The following is a 19,983-nucleotide window of genomic DNA, read 5'->3' as shown; positions in this document are numbered from 1 at the left end:
TCACCCGCCTCCCCGTGGGGAGCCCCCGCCGACGAGATCGGTCGCGACCCGTGCGTCCCCGTCGACGGTCGCCACGGTGCGGTCGGTCGGTTCGGGTTCCGCTCGCTCGCCGAACGCCCGCTCGACGACCGCCGCGGCCCGTGCGGACCCCTCGCCGTCGGTCACGGCGGCCAGTCGGGGCGCCCGCTCGCGCGCGACGCCGAGGGCTCTCGACCAGGCGCGCACGTCGGCCCCGGCCGCGACGGGCGCCGCGAGGCCCGCCCGGTCCAACGCCTCGGCGTGGCGCCGTTGCTCGTCGAAGGGCCGGTCCTGCGCGATGACCACCAGCGCGCACCCCGCCCGCGCGGCGTCGGCGACGGCGTTGTTCCCCGCGCTGGCCACCACGAGCGGACGGTGCGCGAGCTCGCGGTCGACGTCATCGGCGTACCCGCCGAGCTCCACCCCCGGCGGGGGCTCCGCGACGTGGCCGAAGTCGCCGAGGCAGCGGACGATCCCCGGCCGGGCGGCCTGGGCCAACCGGTGGAGGTCACCCTGCTCCAGGCGACCCCCGCCCGACCCCCACAGCACCACCACGTCGTCGGGTCCGGCGCGCACGTCGCGAGGCTGCGCCGCCGCCGACGTCGACGTGCGAGCCGGGTCCGACGGGACCCCGATGAAGCCGACGTACGCCGTGCGCTCGCGGACCCACGCCGGGGTCGCCTCGCTCTCGAGCACCTCGGGCCACGGAGCGAGGAGGGCGATCGCGCTCCGGTGCGCCATCTCGTGCATCGCGTCGTCGCGATCGCCGTGCTGGCGCACCACCACCGTGGGGCGACCCGCCAGGCGACACAGGAGCGCCATCTCGCACGACACGTCGACGACCACGCCCGAGGGTCGTCGGTCGTCGATCCAGTCGACGACCGCCCGGGCACGGGCGGAGGCGGCGGGGTCGATCGGTGCCCAGTGCACGCCGCCCGACGCCGTCGGGTCGACGACGTCGCCGGCCGGGACGTCGGAGGGCAGCCGGACCGAACCGTGGGGCATCCGCCCGAGGTCGAGCTCGCAGAGCGCGACCACGGGGACCGCCGTCGAGCTCGCGATCGCGGCGAAGCGCACCCGGTGCCCGGAACCGTGGTGGTGGACGTAGTACCCGAACACGAGGTCGTCGCGTACCCACGTCCGGGTCGCCCCATTCAGGTCGCGGTCGTCGAACGCCCCGTGCATCCCCCGGCCCCCCGGTGGGTACGGCTTCGAGGTGATCGAACCCGACACGAACGTCGCCGAGCTCGTCGCACCCGTGAGGCGGCCCCCCATCGAGCACGTCGTGATCGTCGTCCCGGCGTGCGACGAGGCGGAGCGCCTCGGCCCGACGCTGGTCGCGCTCGAGCGCGCCCGCTTCCAGATGCCGTCCCACATCGGATCGACGGTCGTGGTCGTCGCGGACCGGTGCAGCGACGCGACCGCCGAGCTCGCCCGCGCCGCGCTCCCCGACCCCGACGCGGTGCTCGAGGTCTCTGTCGCGAGCGCCGGATCCGCACGGTGCCTGGGCGTCGCCCACGCCCTCGGAGCGGTCGACGTCCCCGACGAGCGGATCTGGGTCGCGAGCACGGACGCCGACACCCTGGTCCCGCCCGACTGGCTGACGCGCCAGCTCGACGCCGCGGCGGCCGGCTTCGTCGCGATCGCCGGGATCGTGACGCTCGACCTCGCACGGGGCGCGACCCCGGCGCTGATCCGCGCCTTCGACCGTGCCTACGTGCTCGCCGACGACGGGACGCACCAGCACGTCCACGCCGCGAACCTCGGCTTCCGGGCCGACGCCTACCTCTCCTCGGGTGGCTGGGCGGCGCTCGCCACCGGCGAGGACCACGACCTGTGGCGGCGGTTGTCGGCGATGGGGCCCGTCGTGTCGGACTCCTCCTTCAGCGTCGTCACCGACGCCCGCCGGGTCGGTCGAGCGCCGGACGGCTTCGCGGCCGACCTGGACGCGCTGTCCCAGGTCGTGGCGTGAGCGCCTCCATGCCCCGGCGCCCGGTGTCGAGCGCACGACCCGATCCCCGCGCGACGTGGGTCGACCCGGGCACGCGGTCGGGATCGATGCCGACGTCGTACTTCGAGTCGGTGTACTGCTCCGATCCCGATCCGTGGGGGTTCGAGACCAGCCGGTACGAGCAGCGCAAGTACGACATCACCGTGGCCGTGCTCCCCCAGGACCGCTACCGGCGGGGGCTCGAGCCGGGGTGCGCGAACGGGGTGCTCACCGAGCGCCTCGCCGAGCGGTGCGACGAGCTGTTCGCGTTCGACCACATGGCCGAGCCGATCTCGCGCGCCCGACGGCGCATGGCCGACCACGACCACGTCCACGTCCTCGAGGCGGTGTTCCCGACCTACCTCCCGGCCGGTCGCGGCGACCTCGTCGTCTGGTCCGAGGTCGCGTACTACCTCGACGAGCGGGACGCCCAGCGAGCGCTGCAGGCGCTCGAGCGCTGGCTCGAGCCCGGCGGCACCCTCGTCGCGGTCCACTACACGGGCGAGACGAACTACCCCCGCACCGCCCGCCAGGTGCACGACTCGCTCGACGATGTGGCCTGGCTGGAGCGGCACTGCACCCACGACGACGCCGGGTTCAGCCTGGGGGTCTGGCGCCGGCGCCCCTGAGCTCCCTCGCCGTCGGTCGGCGTGCGCCCTCGGGCTCGTCGCCCGGGCGCCGTGGCGTGCACGATGGTCCCCGGCACCGACCGGAGGGCGATGGCGATCGATCGAGCAGAGGTGGAGGAGCAGGTGCGGGCGTGGTTCCGCGACGCCTGGGATCCCGACATCGCTCTGCTCGCGTGGCGCGAGCGCCTCGTCGCCTCCGGATGGGCGGTCCCGTCGTGGTCGTCGCGCTGGCACGGCCGGGACCTGCCCGCGTGGAGCGACCGCGTCGCGCACCGTGCGATCGTCGACGCCGGCGGGGTCGCGGTGCCGCCCGGCGGCGGGTTCAGCCTCGCCGCGGCCACGATCCACGACCACGCCGACGACGAGCTGCGGGAGCGGTACCTGGGGCCCACGCTCACCGGGGAGCTGCGGTGGTGCCAGCTGTTCAGCGAGCCCTGTGCGGGATCCGACCTGGCCGGCCTGCGCACGACGGCGGTGCGCGACGGCGACGAGTGGGTCCTCGACGGCCAGAAGGTGTGGACGACGTCGGCCGACCACGCCGACATGGGCATCTGCGTCGCGCGCAGCGACTGGGACGTCCCCAAGCACGCGGGGCTCACCTACTTCCTCCTCGATCTGCGCCAGCCCGGGGTCGAGGTCCGCCCGATCCACCAGATGAACGGCCACGCCTCGTTCAACGCGGTGTTCCTGACCGAGGCCCGCGTGCCGGCCGATCACGTCGTCGGCGGGGTCGGCGAGGGGTGGGCGGTGGCACGGGGCACCCTGTCCCACGAGCGCTCGTTCACCTCGAGCGGCTCCGCGCCCCTCGACGCGCACCTGGGCGGCCGCGTGGTCGACGAGGCGCGCGCGGAGGCCGCCGAGCATCAGCGCACCTACGTCTGGTACCCGCAGCGCCAGGGTCGCATCGACCTCGCGATCGGGCGCGCCGCGCAGCGCGGCGGGGCCCGTCGAGGATCCCCCGTCGGCGAGCCGGTGCCGACGCCTCCGGCGAGAGGCGTGCCCGGGGGTCGCGGATCACGCAGCTGCGAGCCCGGGAGCTGCGAGGCGGTCGCCCGGGATCGCGTGGCGGAGCTCGTCGCCGTGCATCGCGCCGCGGGGTGGACCGCCGACAGGGCGCGCGTGGCGCGCCGCCTCGGTCGCCCCCCGGGAGCGGAGGGCTCCATCGGCAAGCTCGCCCTCTCCGAGGTCGCCCGGCGGTGCAACGCGGTGCACTCGACGCTCGCCGGCGCTCACGGGATGCTGTCGGAGGGTCTCGACCCCGTCGACGCCGTGGTCGCCGAGGTCCTCGTGTCGACCCCGGCCCAGTCGATCGCCGGCGGCACCGACGAGATCCAACGCAACATCCTCGGCGAGACCGTCCTCGGCCTCGCACGCGAGCCCGCCCCCGACCGGGGGCGACCGTTCGGCCGGGTCGACGCATCGGCGGGAGCCGAGCGCGGCCCGTCGCCGGGACGACACCCACCGCCCGACCACGTGGCCGAGGCGGCCGACCCGGGGACGTGCGACCACGACCCCACCCAGGAGAGAGCGACACCATGCAGATCGACGGACTGAGAACGATCCTCGTCGGAGGGGCGTCGGGCTTCGCCCGTGCGACCGCCGAGCGAATCGCCGCAGGTGGCGGGAAGGTCGCGATCCTCGATCGCGAGTCGTCCGACGGCGCGGCCGTCGCCGAGGGACTCGGCGGGACCTGGCACCCCACCGACGTGCTGGACTTCGAGGGCATCGAGGTCGTGATCGGCGAGGCCGTCGAGGCGCTCGGCGGGCTGGACGTCGCCGTCAACACCGCCGGCGGGGGTGCCGCCGGCCGGACGCTGTCGCGATCGGGTCCCTTCGACCTCGACGCCTTCCGGTCCGTGATCGACCTCAACCTCGTCGGGACGTTCAACACCAACCGCCTGTGCGCCGCCCACATGTCCGACAACGAGCCGAACGAGGACGACGAGCGCGGGGTGCTGATCAACACCGCATCGATCGCGGCGTTTGAGGGTCAGATCGGCCAGGTCGCGTACACCGCCGCGAAGGCCGGGATCGCCGGCATGACGCTGACGATGGCGCGCGACCTCGGGTCGCTCGGGATCCGGGTGAACACGATCGCCCCGAGCCTGTTCGCGACCGGGCTCACGGCGGGCGTGTCCGACGAGATGGCCGCCAACCTGGTGAAGGACTCGGCGTTCCCGAAGCGCCTCGGGCGCCCCGACGAGTACGCCCGCCTGGCGATCGCGATGATCGAGAACCCGATGCTGAACGGCGACACGATCCGCCTCGACGCCGGGACGCGCTTCGCGCCCAGGTGACGGTCCCGACGTGAGCGAGCGGGCCACGCTGCACATCCACCAGCGGTGCTCCCGCTGATGGTCGAGCGTGGCTCGGACCGCGTCGTCGACGTGTCGTGCGATGCGGCTCGCGTCGGTTCGACGGGCGGGGCGTCCGCGACCGGTCAGGTGCTCAGCGCGTCGGGTGGGCTGATGATGGCGGGCTGACCGCGGACGGCTCCCGATCGGTGCTCGACGGCACGCGCGACACCGCCGCCGCGGGCTCCGACGACACGTCGACCGGGACGTGCCGCGCCCCCGGGTCGAAGTCCGCGGCCGGCAGGGCCGGGGCGAACGCCCACCCCTGGAAGCTGGCGCACCCCGCCTCGTGGAGCCACGCGAGCTGGGTCCTCGACTCGACCCCCTCGGCGACCGTTCCCAGGCCGAGGACGTCGGCGAGGCGGATGATGGTGCGCAGGATCGGCTCGTCGAGGTCCGACGTCGGTCCCCTCGGATCGGCGCCGGCCACGAACGAGCGGTCGAGCTTGATCGTGTGGAGAGGACGCTGACGCAGGTGCGACAACGTCGACGCACCGGTCCCGAAGTCGTCGAGGGCGATGCGCACCCCGATGTCGCCGAGCCGGGCGATCGCGCCCGACGTCAGCACCCGACCCGCGAAGGCGTGCTCGGTGATCTCCACGCAGACCCGGGAGGGGTCGAGGCCGTGGCGCTCGATGTCGCGGGCGACCACGTCGAGCGCTCCCGAAGCGAGCTCGACCGGGCTCACGTTGACGTTCATCGTGATCGAGTGCCCCGCGTCGCGCCACGCGGCCGCCTGCGCCAGCGCGACACCGATCCCCCACCTCCCGACGGGCCCGATGAAGCCGGTCTCCATCAGGTCGCCCAGGAACCGGGCGGGAGCGAGCGTGCCGAGCGCGGGGTGGTTCCAGCGCAGCAGCGCCTCGGCGCCGAGCACGTCGCCGCGGACGTCGACGATCGGCTGGTAGCGCACCTCGAACTCGCCTCGGTCGAGGGCTCCGAACAGGTCGCGCGAGAGCGAGGGTGCCAGGGGGTCCGGGCTCGCCGGATCGTCCGCGATCGAGAAGCCCGGTCCGATGCGGCGCTGCTTCGCCGCCAGCATCGCCCGGTCGGCGCCGACGACGAGATCGGCCGGAGCGACGGGGCGGTCCGTCCAGGCCACGCCGAGGCTCGCCGACGGCACGATCGTCGACCCGTCGGCCGAGATCTGGATCTCGTCGACGAGGCGCACGAGCCGTCGGGTCAGGCTGAGCGCCGCGTCGCGATCGGGCACCTGCTCGCAGACGATGACGAACTCGTCCCCGCCGACACGGCCGATCGAGTCGTGGGCGCGAAGTCCCTCGGCGAGGACGCCCCCCACCTCGACCAGCACGCGATCCCCGACGGCGTGACCGAACGCGTCGTTGACCGTCTTGAAGTGGTCGAGATCGACGACGACCACCGCGACGCCCGTGCCGTGGCCGGGGCGTTCGAGCGCCCGCAGCGCGTGCGCGAGGCGATCGGTGATGGCGGCGCGGTTGCACAGTCCCGTCAGCGAGTCGACGAGAGCGAGCGCCTCGAGGCGCAGCTCGTCGACGACGTGCGCGGTGACGTCGGTGACCACGACCAGCACCTCCCGTTCTCCCTCCGCGTCGGCGACCACCGGCACCAGGCGCACCCGGTGGTACCTCTCGCCGCTCGCCCGCACGGTGGCGATGCGGTCGATCTCCGACGGCGTCGGGCGCTGCGCGATCGTCGGCCATCGCCGCGAGATCTCGCCGAGCACGTCGTCGCGCTCACCGAGGTCGTGGATCGTGGTGGCGGGGTCCGCGCTCGAACGGGCGAGCGCGACGTCGACGGAGGTGCCGTCGCCGGAGTCGAGTATCCGGAGGAGCGCTCGGTTCACCGCCAGCACGGTCCCGTCGGGGCGGACGCGCAGCACCGGGTCGGGCGAGAGGTCGACGAGCGACCGGAAGCGCCGTCGGCTGGCCTCGAGCTCGCGATCGTGCGAGCGGCGGACGAGTCGGTGGCCGACGGCGACCAGGACGACACCCGCCAGGGCGAGGACCGCGGCGGTCGCCGCGGACGCACGACGTTCGAACCGCGACGCCTCGAGGGCACGCTCGGCGTCGATCGACGCGACGATCCCGAGCCCGAGCTCGGGCGAGACGTCCCACCCGACGATCCTCTCCGTCGCGGGTGCTCGCCGTGCTCCCCCGGGGGTGACGCTCCCGATCACCCCGACGGTGCTCCCGTCGCTCGATCCGCTCCGGAACAGCGACGACGCCGCGACGCCGCCGACCGACACCGAGTCGAGCGGCGCGATCGCGTCGTCGCCGGTCACCGCGGTCCCCGATGCGCTGACGACGAGGTGGGTGACGCCGACGACGCCGACGTCGTCGGAGATGGGGCCGAGCTCCAGCTCCGGGACGATCCGCAGCAGCAGCACGGCCACCGTCTCGCCGCCGACGGTGATCGGGGCGCCGGCGAACATCGTCTCGGCCAGCTCCCTGTCCGCCCCGAGCGGGACGTCGCTCGATTGCGGGCGCGTGATCGCCGAGGAGCCGCCGAGCAGCCGTTCGAAGACCCGGGGCTGCTCGACGGCGACCAGGTTCTCGGTGGCGACGTTGGCATCTCGCGACGAGGCCAGGCTTCGGCCGTCGGGAGCGACGGCGAAGAAGCCGGCCAGGCGGTTGAGCTCGAGGAACGACCGCAACCGGTCCCGCACCCGTCGCTGCGCGGGGTGGTCGACCAGGTCGGCGTCGTCGACGACGGCGAGCTCAAACACCGCTGCCACCACCACGGGATCGGCGGCCCAGTAGCGAGCGTCGTCGAGCGCGTCGCTCGCCCATCGCTCGACGACGTCGAGCCGATCCGACGCGAGCCGCTCGATCGACGCGCCCGCATCGTCGAGCGCGCCGTCGCGCAGTTGCCGGTCGTGGCCGAACCACCCCACCCCGACGACGAGCACGAGGACGATGGCCGCCGCGATGGGCGCCCGTCCCCGGTCCGTCCGCGGGTCGCCCGGTGGCTCGATCGTCGTCGCGTGCACCGAGAGCTCGGTGGCCCTCCCTCTCACCTGCGGGACCATACTCACCCGAACGGGTGATGTCCACCGCTTCGAGACGTCGACCGCCCGCTCTCCGTGGCGAGATCAAGTGGCGAGATCAGACCGGCGTCGGGTCGTCTCGCTCCCGCTCCTCGAACTCGGGAAGCAGATCGAGGGACCCCAGATCCTCGATCGCCGCCGCGCACCGGCGGATCATCGCGGTCATCCAGGCACGTGCCCGGTCGTTGTCGGAATCGAGGGTCCCGGCGATCACCACGACCGGGATCCACATGCAGAGCACCGCTCGCCGGTAGTCCTCCCACGCCCGTTCGGCGGGGTGGCCCTCGACCCCGCCGTCCTCCAGGGCCGAGCGCCACCGCTCGACGAGGTCACGTTCGTGCTCCCGGCGCAGATCCGTCGGGACGCTCTGCGTCAGGAAGTAGGCGATGTCACGGACGCCCTTCGAGCGCAAGCACCCCTGCCAGTCGATCACGACCATCGGCTCCTGGCCCGACTCGTCGCCGAAGAACAGGTTGTCCATCCGGAAGTCGCCGTGGACCACGGTCGACGGGGCGGTGACGAGCCACTCCTGCATCGCCGGGATCGCCGCGAGGAAGCGCTCGCGCACCGCACGCATGTGCTCGGGCACCGCGGCGCCGAAGGTCTCGACCATGGGGTCCCACCCGGCGGCCGCGCCGTCGCGCAGCGCGTCGCCGTGGACCGAGGGGGTCTCGTACGGGATGAACTCGAAGTCGTCACCGTCGACGCGGTCCCAGAACGGGGCGTGCAGGCGGGCGAGGGTGGTGACCGCGGCCTCGGCGTCGGCGAGCTCGCACCCGACCACCTGGTCACCGAGGCGGTAGTCGCGCAGGTCCTCCATCACCAGGGCGAACTCCCCGGGACCCTCGGCGTCCGCGAAGAACATCCGGGGGGTGCTCGCCGAGGTCCGCTCCGCGAGGTCGCGGTAGAAGAGCGCCTCGCGGCGGTACAGGTCGAACGCCAGCGCCACCCCGAGGTTGGCCTCGTTCGTCGCGGGCAGCTTCACGACGACGGTGTCGGGGCCCTCCCCGTCGGAGTAGGTGAGATCGACCATCTCGATGGTCGCCATCATCCCGACGCCCTCCGCGATGGGTCGACGCTCGAACGAGTCGACCGTCGCCATCTCGCCCGCCGAGCGCAGGACGTCGTTCAGCCAGTCGACGGTGATGTCGTCGTGGTGGTCCGGGATGGTCGTCATGGTTCCCCCTGCGTGGTGCGAGTCGCGTGCCGCTGGACGTGCGACGGGCTCCGGCACGCGGCGCTGCACCCCTCGCTCTCCCCCGCCGGCGACCGTACCCCCGACCACCCCCACGCACGGGACCGGACGTGCCGTTGATCCACCGGGGCCCGGCGCGCCCGGTGGGGCGGTCGCCGCGCGCATACTGTGCGACCCACCGGCCTCGTCCACCGGCCCCGGACGAGGCCGGGGAGCTCCGACGTCCCACGAGCCCGGCCGAGCACCTCGCGATGACCGAACGCAAACCCTCGAACGTCAGCTGGGAGTCGTGGATCGAACGCCAGATCCGCGACGGCCAGCGCGACGGCGCCTTCGACGACCTCCCCGGCCGCGGTCGGCCGATGCCCGGCCTCGACGAACCCCACGACGAGATGTGGTGGGTGAAGCGCAAGATGCGGAGCGAGGACGTCCGCTACGTCCCCCCGTCGATCGCGGTGCGCGCCGAGCGCGACGAGGCGATCCGCGCCGCGATGGCATCCACCCGCGAAGCCGACGTCGTCGAGCGGATCGAGCGGCTGAACGTCCGGATCCGCTACGTGAACAGCCACGCGACGGCCGGTCCGCCGACGACGGTCGCACCGGTGGACGTCGCCGCGATCCTCGAGCGCTGGCGCGCCGAGCGCCCCCTCGGCACGGGCCCCGACGCCCACGCCGACAGCGGCAGCGCACCCGATCCCCGGCCCGACGGCGACCCCGACCGACGGTCCGAGACCCCGGCCCCCGTCCCCCGACGCCCGCTCGGCCGTGGCTGGTGGCGACGGGCCCGCCGAGGCCCGCGGCGCGTCACCTGATCGTTCGCCGCAGCCCGCTGCTCACGACGTCGACCATCAGCGTCACCACGAGCAGGGCGCCGATGCTGGCCAGGATCCCGTCGTAGTCGAAGCGCGCCGACTGCTCCTCGATGGTCCGCCCGAGCCCGGCCGCCCCGACGACGCCGACGATCACCGTCTCGCGGATCGCGACCTCCCAGCGGTAGAGGCCGAGCGCCGTGAACCGGCCCGACACGGCGGGCACGGTCGCGACCGCGGCGACCCCGAACGGTGTCGCGCCGGCCGATCGCAGCACCTCGCCCGGCCGGTCGTCGAGGTTCTCGACGACCTCGCCCTGCAACCTCCCGAGGACGCCCAGGTTGTAGACGGCGAGGGCGGCCACCCCCGGCCACAGCCCGGGACGGAGCACGAACACGGTGAGGAACGCCCACACCGGCGGCGGGACCGACCGTGCCACGAGCAGCACGGCGCGCACCACCACGCCGACGACCGTCCGCGGCGTCACCCACGGACGCGAGGCGCCGCGGGGTCGAGCCGCGACGAACGCGAGCACCGACGCGAGGGTCCACGCCAGCACGAGCGCGAGCACCGCGAGGGCGACGGTGTCGACGCTGTCGGACACCAGTCCTCCCAGGCCGTCGGACCCGAGGCTGGGGGGCCACGCCTCGTCGAACAGCTCGGCGCCGAGCGTGCGGGCGCGCTGCGACCACAGCGACGACAGGTGCAGGTCGAGGAGCCACCACGCGACCGGCACCGCCGCCACGAACGCCACGGCGCTCGCGACCAGCACGCGGTCGCGGCGCGGCGGCACCGTCGAGAGCTGCGCGTGCATCTCGACCCCCGTCGCCGCACGCCGCGACCGAACCAGCGACGACCACGCGTCCGCGAGCCCCGACAGCGCGATCAACGCCCACAGCAGGGTCCACATCTCGTCGTAGCGCAGCGTCTGGAACGACAGCGCGATCTGGAAGCCGAGACCGCCGGCTCCGACGATGCCGAGCACCGCGGCGCTGCGGATCGCGCACTCGAATCGGTAGAAGCCGTAGCTGACGACGTCTCCGAGGGCGTAGGGCACCGTCGCCACGACCAGCGCCGCCATCCGACTCGCCCCCATCGAGCGCAGCGTCGACTCGGCGCCGCGAGGAGCCTCGTCGAGCAGCTCCGCGAACACCTTCGCGGTGACCGATCCGAACGGGATGCCGATGGCGAGCACGGCGACGAGCGGGTCGAGGCCGAGGATGCTGACGAGGATCAGCCCGAAGATGACCTCGTGCATCGAACGTGGGACGGCGAAGGCGGCGCGCAGCCCCCACCAGATCCACCGTCGGCGCCCGTGCTCCCCCGACGCCGACAGCCACACCCGCTCGGTGAGCAGCGGGCCGCCGATCACGCCGATCACGATCGCGAGGGCCGTGCCGAGGAGGGCGTAGCCGAGGGTCACCCCCGCCTCGCGCACCGCCAGCCACACGAAGTCGGCACCGAGCTCCGGTCGCACCATCGCGGTGAAGAAGTCGCCGAACTGGTTGAACCCACGCGGGTTGAGCAGGTCGCGCACGTCGACCCCGGCACGGGCCACCGAAGCGACGACGAGGACCGCCGCCCCGATCCACCACCCCCGGCGATCCCACCGCGCCGGAGGGCGCGACGGGATCCGCACCTCGTCGTCGGTCGGCTCGGCCGGGCGCCCGCCGACCGGCGCGCCCGCCACGCGGGCGCCCGCGCTCATCGGCCCTCGATCGCGTACAGCCGGTCGAGCTCGGCGGGTTCGACGCGGTCGGCGGGGAGATCGAACACCACGGCGCCGTCGCGCAGCGCGATCACCCTCGTCGCCGCGCGGAGCGCGAGCGGGGCGTCGTGGAGGCTCATCACCAGCGCCCGGCGCGGATCGGTCTCGACGGCGCGGGTGAGGACGTCGAGCACGGCGGCGGACCGACCCGGGTCGAGCGAGCTCACCGGTTCGTCCGCGAGCAGCAGCCGAGCCCCCTGGAACAGCGCGCGGGCGATCGCCACCCGCTGCTGCTGGCCTCCCGAGAGCTGGTCGGCGCGCGCCCACAGCTTGTCCGCGATCCCCACGTCCGCCAGCACCTCGACGATCTCGTCGACGTCGCGGGGGCGAGCCAGGTTGCGCAGCGTCTGCAGCGCGCCCCACCGGCCCAGGCGACCGGAGGCCACGTTCTGCGCCACCCGCAGCGGCCCGACGAGGGCGTCGTCCTGGGGGATGGTCCCGACGAGGCGCCGGGTCCCGCGGTGGGCGCGCTCGCCGAGGCGCGCTGCGTCGACCCCCATCACCCGCACCCGCCCCCCGGTGGGCAGCACGAGGGCGTTGGCCAGCGACAGGATCGACGTCTTGCCGGCCCCCGACGGGCCGATGAGGGCGACGCGCTCGGACGCCGAGACCTCGAAGCTGACCCCGTCGAGCGCGAGCGGGCCGCGGCGGCCGTACCGGACGGTGACGTCCGACAGCTCCAGGAGCGGAGCCTCCGCCGCGTCGGGCACCTCTACTCGATCAGCCCGCTGGCGCGACCGACCGCCTCGATGTCGTCGTAGTTGGAGCTCTCCGTCCCGATGAACGACGTCGCTCCGAAGAAGTCGAGGATCTCGGCCTCCTCGGGATCGGCCGGGTCGAGCGCCCCGAGCGCCTCGACGATCGCGGGGGTGAGCTCCGACCCGAGCTCGGGGCGGGCGACCCAGTGGTAGTCGTAGTACGTCGGCGACTCGAAGATCAGCTGGACGGCGTCGAGGTCGACGGAGCCGTCCTCCACCGCCGAGGCCCACACCTGGGAGTTCAACGCGCCGGCGTCGTAGGTCCCCGACTCGACGAGGGCGATGGTCTTGTCGTGGGCGCCGCTGAACCCGGGCTCGCCGTCGAAGTCGTCGATCGACACCCCGGCCTGGTCCAGGAACGACTGGGGCATCAGGCGACCGGAGGTGGACGACTCCGACCCGAAGGTGAACGAGTGATCGGCGAGCTGGGCGAGCCCGGCGACGTCCTCGACCGGCTCGAGGTCGGTGTCCGTGCCGGCGATGAACACCGAGGTGAACTCGGCGTCGATGTCGCGTTGGGCGATGGCCTCGGCACCGTCGACCTGCAGACGTGCCTGGACGCCCGTCAGCCCTCCGAACCACACCAGGTCGAGGTCACCCACCCGGAACCCCGACACCGCCGCCTCGTACTCGGTGACCGGCTGGAAGTCGACCTCGACCCCGGTCTCCGCGGCGAGGTAGTCGGCCAGCAGGCCGTAGTTGCGAGCGATCTTCTCGGGATCCTGGTCGGGGATCGCGCCGATGGTGATCGACTCGGGCGTCGAGGACGCATCCTCCGAGGCGGCGCCGTCCGAGGGCTCGGTGCCGGTCGACCCGGGCGCGTCCGTGGCCGGGGCGGCCGCCGTCGCGGCGGGCTGGTCCGGATCCGGCTCGGTCGTGGCGGCGTCGCCGCCGTCGGATCCGCACGATGCGGCGATCGTCGCGACGAGCGCGAGCGACACGAGGTGGCAGCGGCGGGAGGGCATCTTCACGGTTGGCTCCTGAGGGGGGTGTGGGACGCCGACCCCGGGCCGGGCACCGCCCGGCCGCTCGGATCGTCGACGTGGCGACGCAGGAAAGCTACCGGCGAGGTCCGGACGGGTCGCCGCCCGCATCGAGAATGGTCACGTGTGACCGTGCGGAGTGACCGCTCGAACGCTCAAGCGAGCGAGATCATCCCGTTGCCGGCGGTGGTGCGTCCGATGACCGCCGCCACGTGGCCCGATCCCCCGAGGTCGGCCACGACCCCCTCCCCACGACCCCGCTCGACCCCGAAGACCAGACCACCCGAGGTCTGGGCGTCGGCCAGCAGCAGCGAGGTCGTCTCGTCGCGCCCGCCGGCGTCGAGCCGCTCGCGGATCCAGTCCAGGTTGCGGCGCGACCCGCCCGGGAAGCGATCGGCATCGGCGAGCTCGCGCGCTCCGGGCATGAGCGGGACCGAGTCCACCTCGACGACGGCGTCGACACCCGACTCGCTCGCCATCCGGCCGAGGTGCCCCAGCAAGCCGAACCCGGTCACGTCGGTGCACCCCGTCGCCCCGGCGTCGAGGGCCGCGACGGAGGCGACGTCGTTGAGCCGCGCCATCGACTCGACGGCCGCCGCGGCGACGTCCGGCGTCGCCTCGCCGTTCTTGATCGCGGTCGTCACCAGCCCGACCCCGAGCGGCTTGGTCAGCACCAGGTCCTGATCGGGGCGCAGGCCGGCGTTCGTCAGGATCCGGTCGGGGTGCACCTCGCCGACCACGCACATCCCGTACTTCGGCTCGGGGTCGTCGATCGTGTGGCCGCCGACGACGAGGAACCCCCCGGCCGCCGCGACGTCTCCCCCACCCAGCATGACCTCGCCGAGCATCTCGGTCGTCAGCTCGTCGACGTTCCACCCGACGAGGTTGAGCGCGACCAGCGGCGTCGCGCCCATGGCGTAGATGTCGCTCACGCTGTTCGCGGCCGCCACACGACCCCAGGCGCGGGCGTCGTCGACGACCGGGGTGATGAAGTCGGCGGTGAGCACGATCGCCCGATCGGGCGCGATGCGGTAGACGGCGGCGTCGTCACCGGTCTCCGCGCCGACCAGAAGGTCGGCGTCGGGAGCGGGGGTCAGTCGGCGCACCACGTGCGCCAGCTCGCCGGGAGCGAGCTTGCAGCCTCAACCGGCCCCGTGGCTGAACTGGGTGAGACGGGTCGGGGTCGCGTCCTCGGGCATGATCGCGACGCTACCCACGGGGAAGGGTGCGCGACGGCCGTGGGTATCGTCGCGGCATGGATCTGCTGGAGTGGGCACCGCCCGAGGAGCTCGCCCACTGGGTGCGCGACGCCACCGACCGGCTCCTCGCCGCGGTCGGCGACCTCGGCGAGTCCGTCGAGGAGGATCCCCGCTGGGTCGGCCCGTACCTCGAGATCCTCAACCCGCCCCTCTGGGAGCTCGGCCACGTCGGCTGGTTCGCCGAGGAGCTCGTCCACCGCCGCCTCCACGGCCGCGCCGGGCTCAGCGAGGACATCGACCGCTTCTACGACTCGGCCGAGGTGTCGCACCGGTCCCGCTGGGAGATGACCCTGCCCACCCCGCGCCGCACCCGCGACTACGTCCGACGGGTCGGCGACTCGCTCGCCGAGCTCGTCCTCGACGACGGCGGCCTGGACATGACCGCCCACTTCGCCACCTACGCGGTCGCCCACCACGACGCCCACGTCGAAGCGCTCACCTACACCCGCCAGACGCTCGGGCTCCCGGCGCCCTTCGTGTCCCCACGGCGCTCGTTCGACCACGACCCGTCGGCGTCCGGCGACGTCGAGGTCGCCGGCGGGCCGGCTCTGCTCGGGGGGTCGCGCCACCAGCCCTTCGTGATGGACAACGAGAAGTGGGCGCACCGGGTCCGAGTCGAGCCGTTCTCGATGGCGCGCACGGCGGTCACGATGGCCGACTTCGCCGAGTTCGTCGACGACGGCGGCTACGGCGCCGATCGGCTGTGGTCGACCGAGGGGCGGACGTGGCGCGACGAGGTCGGCGCGACGCACCCCGTCTACTGGCGGGGCTCGCCGTCGAGCGGATGGGAGCACCGCAGCGGAGAAGTCTGGCGCCCCCTCGACGGTGACGCGCACCACCCGGTGCACCACGTCAACTGGCACGAGGCGCAGGCGTGGTGCGCGTGGGCGGATCGTCGACTGCCGACCGAGGCCGAGTGGGAGTTCGCCGCCTCGACCGGTCCCGACGGCACGAAGCGCTGGCAGTTCCCGTGGGAAGCCGAGTTCGGCGACCCCGTGCGAGCGGGGTCCACCGAGCACGACGCCCGGGCGGCGCTCGACGGGCGCACCGGCGGCGTCGTCGACGTCACGGCGTTCGCCGACGGTGACGGCCCCTGGGGCCACCGCCAGCTGTTCGGCAACGTGTGGGAGTGGACCGACGACGCGTTCGAGCCGTACCCGAACTTCGAACCCGACGCGTACCGCGAGAACTCCGAGCCGTGGTTCGGGACGCGACGTGTGCTGCGCGGCGGGTCGTGGGCCTCGCGCTCGCGCTCGGTGCGCGCCACCGCGCGCAACTTCTTCACCCCGGACCGGCGCGACGTCTTCGCCGGGTTCCGCACCTGCGCCACCGAGCGGTGAGGATCGCCCTCGCCGTCCCGGCCCGGCCGGGGGCGCACTCGGGGAACTCGATCACCGGGGAGCGGTGGGCCCGTCGACTGACGCAGCTCGGCCACGATGCCGAGGTCGTCGGTGTGGTCGAGGGCGATGCCGACTCGTGGCTCGGCGCCGTCGACGACGACGGGATCGACGTGCTCGTGGCGCTCCACGCACGGCGCTGCGCGGAGGTGGTGGCGTGGAGCGCATCCCATCGGTCCGACCGCGCCATCGTGGTCGGCCTGGCCGGGACCGACCTGTACCGCGACCTGCCCGACAGCGCCGAGGCGCTCGCGTCGCTGCGCTGCGCCGACCACCTCGTCGTGCTCCAGGCGGAGGCCATCGACCACCTCGCCGGGATCGAGCCGGCCTTCGCCGACAAGGCGTCGGTCGTGCACCAGTCGGTCGAGGTCGACGTCGGACCCGTCCGGCGCGCCGGACGCGGCGAGCCCGACGACGAGATCGACGGGATCGACGGTGACGAGGCGGTGGTCGTCGCGGTGCTCGCTCACCTGCGCGACGTCAAGGCACCGCTCCTCGCCGCCCGTGCCGCCCGGGAGCTGACGGAGTCGTCGCACGTGCGCGTCGAGCACGCGGGGTCGACCCACGACGCCCGCTGGAGGGACGCCGCCGAGCGGGAGATGGCCGAGAACCCGCGCTACGTGTGGCACGGCCCCCTCGAGCCGCCGGCCGCACGGCTCCTCCTCACTCGGGCGAGCGCGCTCGCGTGCACCTCGCGGCTCGAAGGCGGAGCGAACGTCGTGTCCGAGGCGATCGCGCACGGCGTCGCGGTCGTCGGGACCGACATCGCCGGCAACCGCGGCCTGCTCGGAGCCGACCACCCCGGTCTCGTGCCGGTCGACGACCACGGCGCGCTGGCGCGGGTCCTTCACCGCCTCGAGACCCGTCCCGACTTCGCCGCCGAGCTGCGCGGGCGCTCCGTCGAGCGGAGGTGGATGACCGACCCCGCCCACGAGCGCCGCCAGTGGGCCGACGTGATCGCAGCGCTCCCCGACCGCACGGCGCGGCCCTGACCGCACCGGCCGCACGAGACGCGCCTCACGCTCGACGAGGCGTTCGCGGCCGCCGTGCGACCTCGGATTAGCCTCGGCGTCTCACCCGACACCGAGGAGAGACGATGGCCGGTGGGCTCGCAGGATTGCTGGACGACATCGCCGCGCTGGCGAAGCTGGCGGCGGCGTCGGTCGACGACGTCGGCACGGCCGCGGCGCGCGCGAGCGCGAAGGCGGCCGGGGTCGTCGTCGACGACACCGCCGTGACCCCCGCCTACGTGCGCGGGCTCGCCGCCGACCGCGAGCTGCCGATCATCAAGCGGATCGCCGTCGGGTCGCTGAAGAACAAGCTGATCTTCATCATCCCCGTCGCCCTGCTGCTCAGCGCGATCGCCCCGACGCTGGTCGAGATCATCCTGATGGCGGGCGGCACCTTCCTCTGCTTCGAGGGAGCGGAGAAGATCTACCACAAGCTGCGGCCCGGCGAGCACGCCCCCGACGTCCCGGCCGTGGTGCGCGGACCCGAGGCCGAGGAGAAGACGGTCAAGGGGGCGATCCGCACCGACCTCATCCTGTCCGCGGAGATCATGGTGATCTCGCTCAAGGAGGTCCTCGACGAGGGGTTCGTCGCACGGGCGCTGATCCTCGTGGTGGTCGCGCTGCTGATCACCGCGATCGTCTACGGGATCGTGGCGCTGATCGTCAAGATGGACGACATCGGGCTGATGCTCGCCGAGCGCGACTCGCAGCGGTCGCGCCGGTTCGGTCTGGCGCTGGTGAACGCGATGCCGAAGCTGCTGACGGGGCTGACCGTCGTCGGCACCGCGGCGATGCTGTGGGTGGGCGGGCACATCCTGCTCGTCGGCACCCACGAGCTCGGTTGGGACGGCATCTACGACCCGGTGCACGACCTCGAGGAGAGCGTCGGAGACGTCGGGGGGATCGGCGGTGTCCTCGGGTGGCTGGTCAACACCGCGATCTCCGCGCTCATCGGCCTGGTCGTCGGCGCCGTCGTCGTCGCGATCGTCTCGCGCTTCCACGGCGACGACCACGGCGACGACCACGGCGACGAGCACGGGTCGACGGAGCTCGGCGGCGTCCACTGACCCGGATCCCTCCGCTCGGTGAGCCACGACGGTCGGGGCCGACGCGTGGTGGTCCGTCGGATCAGGCGTCGACGAGCTGGAAGCGGTCGACCAGCCCCTGGAGCTCGTTCGACAGCTGCGACAGCTCGGTCGCCGCATCCTGGGTGGAACCGGCTGCCGTCGTCGTCTCGGCGGCCGAGCGCGCCACCTGGTCGACGCTGCCCGAGATGCCGTCGGTGTCCTCGGCGGCCTCGCCCACGGTGCGGCTCATCTCCTGGGTCGTCGCCGCCTGCTGCTCGACGGCCGCGGCGATCGCCGTCTGCAGCTCGTTGATCGTGGCGATGATCTCGGTCATGCGGCCGATCGAGGTGCCGGCGTCGTCGGTGCGCTGCTGGATGGCGTCGACGCTCTGGCGGATCTCCTCGGTGGCCTGAGCCGTCTGCTGGGCGAGGGCCTTGACCTCGCCGGCGACGACCGCGAAGCCCTTGCCGGCCTCACCGGCACGAGCCGCCTCGATGGTGGCGTTCAGCGCCAGCAGGTTGGTCTGCTCGGCGATCGAGGCGATCAGGTCGACGACCTTGCCGATGTCGGCGCTCGCAGAGGCCAGCTCGCCCACCGAGTCGGTGGTCATCACGGCGATCGAGGCCGCCTCGTCGGAGACCTGCGCGGCGTCGTTGGCGTTGCGGGCGATCTCGTTGACGGTCGCCGACATCTCCTCGGCGGCGGCCGCCACGGTGCTCATGCCGGCGTTGATCCGACTGGTGCCCTCGGAGACGAGGACCACCTGGGTGGAGGCGTCCTCGGCGCCGGCGGTCATCTGCTGGGCGACGGCCGACAGCTCGGTCGAGGCCGACGCCACCTGGCTGGCGCCGGAGGTGATCGAGTGCATCGTCTCCGACAGGCTGTCCATCGCCGCGTTCAGCGCCTCGGCCATCTCCTCGAGCTCGTCGTTCGTGTCGACGCTGGCCCGGGCGGTCAGATCCCCGTCCGCCAGGGCCGTCGCCGAGTCGCTCACGGCGGCCAGGGCGGTGACGATGCGTCGTGACAGGCGCACGACGATGACGACGGCGGCGGCGACCGCGAGCAGGGTCCCGATGATCAGCACGTCGCGAGCGCGTGCGATCGCATCGGCGGTGTCCGCCTGGATCCGGTCGACGCGGTCGAGGTTGCTGTCCGACAGGGCGTCGGCCGCCGCGGCCGACTCCAGCGCGTGCTCGGCGCCGAAACCGTCGAGCAGGAGCGCCCGCCCTGCCTCGAACCCGTCCTCCTCGAAGACCCGGTCGACCTGCTCGAGGTCGTCGAAGCGCGCCTCGGCTGCTTCGACGTACGTGTCGATGAGCGCGGTGCGCGCCGGGTCCAGCACCAGCGATCGACCTCGTTCGGCGAGCTCACCGAACCGCGCTCGGTTCGCGAGGGCGGCGTCGAGGTGCGAGCTCTCGCCCGTGATCAGGTAGGACCGCTGCTCGGACACGGTGTCGAGCCGCGCCATCTCGGCCTGGCGGAACAGATCGTTCGCCGTGCTGATCCGCACGATGTCGTCCTTCGACGCCTTGACCGACGAGAGCGAGCCGTAGGTGACGATCGAGAGCACGGCCGTGAACGCCACGACGACGGCGAAGCCGCCGAGCAGCTTCCGGCTGACCGAGCTCCGCTTGCCGCTGCGCTCCTCACGCGATGAAGTGAACATGGATGACTGACTCCTTGGCTGGACCGCCCCCAGGGGGTCCGTCGACGGGTGG

At 73.4% G+C, this 19,983-nt stretch carries 16 protein-coding genes; 8 read left to right on the top strand and 8 right to left on the bottom strand.

The window, feature by feature from the left end; genetic code table 11:
• Entirely contained in the window at window positions 1-1,203 is a 1,203-nt protein-coding gene (locus ACOOHC_RS04820; protein ID WP_420452878.1) for a hypothetical protein, read from the bottom strand.
• A 31-nt stretch (window positions 1,204-1,234) separates the two neighbouring features.
• Here ACOOHC_RS04820 and ACOOHC_RS04815 point away from each other — a divergent pair, with 31 nt between their 5' ends.
• From ACOOHC_RS04815 to ACOOHC_RS04800, 4 genes are all read left to right on the top strand, one after another.
• Window positions 1,235-1,990, top strand: coding sequence for a glycosyltransferase (locus ACOOHC_RS04815; RefSeq protein WP_420452877.1), 756 nt, complete (start codon window positions 1,235-1,237; stop codon window positions 1,988-1,990).
• Between the two features lie 86 nt (window positions 1,991-2,076).
• Window positions 2,077-2,637: an SAM-dependent methyltransferase gene (locus tag ACOOHC_RS04810; protein WP_420452876.1), complete on the top strand. Its 561-nt coding sequence runs from the start codon at window positions 2,077-2,079 to the stop codon at window positions 2,635-2,637.
• A 90-nt stretch (window positions 2,638-2,727) separates the two neighbouring features.
• Window positions 2,728-4,191: an acyl-CoA dehydrogenase family protein gene (locus ACOOHC_RS04805; protein ID WP_420452875.1), complete on the top strand. Its 1,464-nt coding sequence runs from the start codon at window positions 2,728-2,730 to the stop codon at window positions 4,189-4,191.
• Entirely contained in the window at window positions 4,173-4,934 is a 762-nt protein-coding gene (locus ACOOHC_RS04800; protein ID WP_420452874.1) for an SDR family NAD(P)-dependent oxidoreductase, read from the top strand. Before ACOOHC_RS04805 ends, ACOOHC_RS04800 begins: the two co-directional genes overlap by 19 nt.
• A 151-nt stretch (window positions 4,935-5,085) precedes the next feature.
• On the opposite strand, the gene ACOOHC_RS04795 is transcribed toward ACOOHC_RS04800, so the two are convergent.
• On the bottom strand, window positions 5,086-7,989 hold the full coding sequence (locus ACOOHC_RS04795) for a putative bifunctional diguanylate cyclase/phosphodiesterase (RefSeq protein ID WP_420452873.1): 2,904 nt from the start codon (window positions 7,987-7,989) through the stop codon (window positions 5,086-5,088).
• 88 nt (window positions 7,990-8,077) lie between these two features.
• Window positions 8,078-9,196 carry a phosphotransferase gene (locus ACOOHC_RS04790; protein ID WP_420452872.1) on the bottom strand — a complete coding sequence of 373 codons (1,119 nt, stop codon included), beginning with the start codon at window positions 9,194-9,196 and terminating at the stop codon, window positions 8,078-8,080.
• A 269-nt stretch (window positions 9,197-9,465) separates the two neighbouring features.
• On the opposite strand from ACOOHC_RS04790, the gene ACOOHC_RS04785 reads away from it, so the two are divergent.
• On the top strand, window positions 9,466-10,026 hold the full coding sequence (locus ACOOHC_RS04785) for a DUF1992 domain-containing protein (RefSeq protein ID WP_420452871.1): 561 nt from the start codon (window positions 9,466-9,468) through the stop codon (window positions 10,024-10,026).
• Here ACOOHC_RS04785 and ACOOHC_RS04780 read toward each other — a convergent pair.
• The 4 genes from ACOOHC_RS04780 to selD form a co-directional block, all read right to left on the bottom strand.
• Entirely contained in the window at window positions 10,019-11,731 is a 1,713-nt protein-coding gene (locus ACOOHC_RS04780) for a PhnE/PtxC family ABC transporter permease (RefSeq protein ID WP_420452870.1), read from the bottom strand. The two genes, ACOOHC_RS04785 and ACOOHC_RS04780, sit on opposite strands and share 8 nt — an antisense overlap.
• On the bottom strand, window positions 11,728-12,501 hold the full coding sequence (locus ACOOHC_RS04775; protein WP_420452869.1) for a phosphonate ABC transporter ATP-binding protein: 774 nt from the start codon (window positions 12,499-12,501) through the stop codon (window positions 11,728-11,730). The genes ACOOHC_RS04780 and ACOOHC_RS04775 overlap by 4 nt, the downstream gene beginning before the upstream one ends.
• A 2-nt stretch (window positions 12,502-12,503) precedes the next feature.
• A complete protein-coding gene (locus ACOOHC_RS04770; protein WP_420453857.1) occupies window positions 12,504-13,514 on the bottom strand; it encodes a putative selenate ABC transporter substrate-binding protein in 1,011 nt (336 codons plus the stop codon).
• A gap of 173 nt (window positions 13,515-13,687) precedes the next feature.
• Window positions 13,688-14,731, bottom strand: a complete 1,044-nt coding sequence (gene selD, locus ACOOHC_RS04765; RefSeq protein WP_420452868.1) for a selenide, water dikinase SelD — start codon at window positions 14,729-14,731, stop codon at window positions 13,688-13,690.
• A 56-nt stretch (window positions 14,732-14,787) separates the two neighbouring features.
• Between selD and senA the strand changes: the two genes are divergently transcribed.
• From senA to ACOOHC_RS04750, 3 genes are all read left to right on the top strand, one after another.
• On the top strand, window positions 14,788-16,131 hold the full coding sequence (senA, locus tag ACOOHC_RS04760; RefSeq protein ID WP_420452867.1) for a selenoneine synthase SenA: 1,344 nt from the start codon (window positions 14,788-14,790) through the stop codon (window positions 16,129-16,131).
• Window positions 16,128-17,180, top strand: a complete 1,053-nt coding sequence (locus tag ACOOHC_RS04755; RefSeq protein ID WP_420452866.1) for a glycosyltransferase — start codon at window positions 16,128-16,130, stop codon at window positions 17,178-17,180. Before senA ends, ACOOHC_RS04755 begins: the two co-directional genes overlap by 4 nt.
• Window positions 17,181-17,284: 104 nt before the next feature.
• Window positions 17,285-18,265: a DUF808 domain-containing protein gene (locus ACOOHC_RS04750; RefSeq protein WP_420452865.1), complete on the top strand. Its 981-nt coding sequence runs from the start codon at window positions 17,285-17,287 to the stop codon at window positions 18,263-18,265.
• Between the two features lie 61 nt (window positions 18,266-18,326).
• Here ACOOHC_RS04750 and ACOOHC_RS04745 read toward each other — a convergent pair whose 3' ends face one another.
• Window positions 18,327-19,931: a methyl-accepting chemotaxis protein gene (locus tag ACOOHC_RS04745; protein ID WP_420452864.1), complete on the bottom strand. Its 1,605-nt coding sequence runs from the start codon at window positions 19,929-19,931 to the stop codon at window positions 18,327-18,329.
• Between the last annotated feature and the right edge of the window lie 52 nt (window positions 19,932-19,983).

The organism is Ilumatobacter sp., from assembly GCF_965215205.1.
Classification (GTDB): domain Bacteria; phylum Actinomycetota; class Acidimicrobiia; order Acidimicrobiales; family Ilumatobacteraceae; genus Ilumatobacter_A.
This window is presented reverse-complemented; position numbering and strand designations above follow the sequence as displayed.

Bases quoted from the DNA above. Each gene is read 5' to 3' on its own strand.
- ACOOHC_RS04805 (WP_420452875.1), top strand. From the start codon at position 2,728: ATGGCGATCGATCGAGCAGAGGTGGAGGAGCAGGTGCGGGCGTGGTTC.
- ACOOHC_RS04810 (WP_420452876.1), top strand. From the start codon at position 2,077: ATGCCGACGTCGTACTTCGAGTCGGTGTACTGCTCCGATCCCGATCCG.
- ACOOHC_RS04790 (WP_420452872.1), bottom strand. From the start codon at position 9,196: ATGACGACCATCCCGGACCACCACGACGACATCACCGTCGACTGGCTG.
- ACOOHC_RS04820 (WP_420452878.1), bottom strand. From the start codon at position 1,203: ATGCACGGGGCGTTCGACGACCGCGACCTGAATGGGGCGACCCGGACG.
- ACOOHC_RS04750 (WP_420452865.1), top strand. From the start codon at position 17,285: ATGGCCGGTGGGCTCGCAGGATTGCTGGACGACATCGCCGCGCTGGCG.
- ACOOHC_RS04745 (WP_420452864.1), bottom strand. From the start codon at position 19,931: ATGTTCACTTCATCGCGTGAGGAGCGCAGCGGCAAGCGGAGCTCGGTC.
- senA (WP_420452867.1), top strand. From the start codon at position 14,788: ATGGATCTGCTGGAGTGGGCACCGCCCGAGGAGCTCGCCCACTGGGTG.
- ACOOHC_RS04800 (WP_420452874.1), top strand. From the start codon at position 4,173: ATGCAGATCGACGGACTGAGAACGATCCTCGTCGGAGGGGCGTCGGGC.
- ACOOHC_RS04770 (WP_420453857.1), bottom strand. From the start codon at position 13,514: ATGCCCTCCCGCCGCTGCCACCTCGTGTCGCTCGCGCTCGTCGCGACG.
- ACOOHC_RS04785 (WP_420452871.1), top strand. From the start codon at position 9,466: ATGACCGAACGCAAACCCTCGAACGTCAGCTGGGAGTCGTGGATCGAA.
- ACOOHC_RS04780 (WP_420452870.1), bottom strand. From the start codon at position 11,731: ATGAGCGCGGGCGCCCGCGTGGCGGGCGCGCCGGTCGGCGGGCGCCCG.